The sequence below is a fragment of the Mesorhizobium sp. Z1-4 genome, from assembly GCF_004000235.1.
GTDB lineage: Bacteria > Pseudomonadota > Alphaproteobacteria > Rhizobiales > Rhizobiaceae > RCIO01.
The window spans coordinates 1-1,839 of sequence record NZ_RCIO01000019.1 but is presented as its reverse complement, the minus strand read 5'-3'; the positions used below and the strand labels follow the sequence as shown (position 1 = coordinate 1,839).

The window sequence follows — 1,839 nt, the reverse complement described above, 5'->3', positions numbered from 1 at the left end:
ACTTGAAGCGCACGCCCTCGAAGAGCGGCAGGAACGTCTGGAAGGTCTTCGTGCCATAGCCGCGCAGCACCGCCGCCTCGTCGAGTGAAGCGGCTGTGAACAGCGACGGGTCGATCTTGCCGTCCCTGACGCTCTCATAATTGGCGATGTAGATCGCCTGGTCATCGTCGAGTTCGTCATTGCGGCGCACGAATTTGAGCCGGATGGCAAAGGCGCCGCGGAACCGCTCTTCCGCCTCAGAGAAAAACTCATGCCGGACACCGAGCGGGAGCACGATCAGGCGACGGCCGCCGATGTGCTTGCCGATCAGGCGCATCAATTCGAGCTGGATCGATGTCTTGTGCAGACCGAAGGCGGCGAAGATGCCGCGCCGGCCGCCCTGCATGGCCCATTTGACGATGGCGCGACAGTGAGGCGCGAGGTCAGGGTTGATCTCTTCGTCAGGCACGTCGAAGCCGGTGGCTTCCGCAACCTTCATCTTCGCCCGCAGAAACTCGTTGTAGGATTGGAGGGTCATGCGGCCGAACTCGCCGTGACAAATCCGGGGTGAGATTGCGCTTCAGACCCATGATCTGTAACGCCGCCCCACTGATCGGCCATAGCGCTCGCCATGCCGGGGAAGAACCGCGAACGCTCCCTGCCACGCTCCGGACTGCGTGGCATCCGCCAAACGCGGTTCCATGCCTTCCACTCATCGCTTCCCCGCTGCGGTTCAGGCAGTCGGTTTGTAGCGATCAACGGTGGGACGCCCCGGAGATACCATCCGGTCGCCTTATATTCCGGATGGCCGAACCAGAACGGTTGAACGATGTCCGGTGCAGGCAAATCGTCTGGCATTCTGGCCTGCGCGATATCGTGCATACGAGGGTTCTCGATCGCAACACGCTCAATCGGCGCGCGCCAACAGGCGATGAAAAGGTCAATGCCGTCTTCGAACTCCGCTTTCATGCTGTCCCAGGTACGTCCGAGCGGCAGTTTCTTAGGCGGGGTCATGTCGCCGGGTCCGGAAAGCCAACGGCGACCGGATCTGCAAAGCCGCGTGCACGGAGGGTGCGCGACAATCAGCAAATCCCACCCGTCATCGATGATTTTCCGCACATCGCCGACGATATCTTTGTTGGACCGATCTTCTGCGGGCAGCAGATCGCAGGACCATGCGTCATGACCGCGGGCGGCGAAGGCCCGGCGAACAACACCGGAAAACTCGCAGGCGACAAGCATGCGGAGGCTGTGTTCGATCACGTTTCATTCTCCCGGCACGTTGGTGTGGCTTCCCTCTCCCGCGCCTCGTCCATCCGCTCGTGCAGACGCCGCAGCAGATCGGCTTGCATGTCCGCAAGGCCGTCGATCATGCGCTGCCAGAGCGGGCCGCAATCAGAAAGGCGTGGTGGTTCGACGGGGGCGTTCATTCGATCCCCTCCCGCCGCATGGGCTTAATTCCGACCTGTCTCACGATCGCGGAAACGTCGCCGACAACCGGAATGATGCGCGAAAGCAGATCGCCGGCGGCGTCGAGCACTTCGACCTTGCGAAGCTGCGATGAACTGGGCTTTTCGCCCAGCTTCTTGCGGGCCATTTCCGTACCGTAGAGACGGTCAGCCTCGGCCGTCAGAACGCGCCGCATTTCGTTGAGACCGGGCTGCTTGCTCATCGCCGCACCCCATTTTGGATGTTGCGGTGGCGCATGCGAATTACCGGCTGCGCATCTTCTCCGCAGCCGCGAGCGATCGCTTCGCCGTTCGGGCCAGATGTAAACAGACGCCAGTGCCGCCATCCTTGCGGACAGTGGAAGCCCCATTCACGAATGGGCGGCCCGGTGATGAACAGGGTCCAGCATGG

At 61.9% G+C, this 1,839-nt stretch carries 3 protein-coding genes and 2 pseudogenes; all 5 read right to left on the bottom strand.

Going from position 1 to position 1,839, the window contains the following annotated elements; all coding sequences use genetic code 11:
* Window positions 1-517, bottom strand: a pseudogene (locus EP165_RS20270) (DNA methylase N-4); the annotation flags it as partial.
* Complete coding sequence (locus tag EP165_RS20265) at window positions 514-993, bottom strand: hypothetical protein (RefSeq protein WP_348629570.1); 480 nt, start codon at window positions 991-993, stop codon at window positions 514-516. The pseudogene EP165_RS20270 and the gene EP165_RS20265, both read right to left, overlap by 4 nt.
* Before the next feature lie 245 nt (window positions 994-1,238).
* The gene (locus EP165_RS20520; protein WP_164743129.1) at window positions 1,239-1,409 is read right to left on the bottom strand and encodes a hypothetical protein; all 171 of its coding nucleotides are present in this window, start codon (window positions 1,407-1,409) and stop codon (window positions 1,239-1,241) included.
* Window positions 1,406-1,651, bottom strand: a complete 246-nt coding sequence (locus EP165_RS20260) for a hypothetical protein (protein WP_127524667.1) — start codon at window positions 1,649-1,651, stop codon at window positions 1,406-1,408. Before EP165_RS20260 ends, EP165_RS20520 begins: the two co-directional genes overlap by 4 nt.
* Window positions 1,648-1,839 (bottom strand): annotated as a pseudogene (locus tag EP165_RS20595) (hypothetical protein); the annotation flags it as partial. The pseudogene EP165_RS20595 and the gene EP165_RS20260, both read right to left, overlap by 4 nt.

Bases quoted from the DNA above. Each gene is read 5' to 3' on its own strand.
- EP165_RS20265 (WP_348629570.1), bottom strand. From the start codon at position 993: ATGACCCCGCCTAAGAAACTGCCGCTCGGACGTACCTGGGACAGCATG.
- EP165_RS20520 (WP_164743129.1), bottom strand. From the start codon at position 1,409: ATGAACGCCCCCGTCGAACCACCACGCCTTTCTGATTGCGGCCCGCTC.
- EP165_RS20260 (WP_127524667.1), bottom strand. From the start codon at position 1,651: ATGAGCAAGCAGCCCGGTCTCAACGAAATGCGGCGCGTTCTGACGGCC.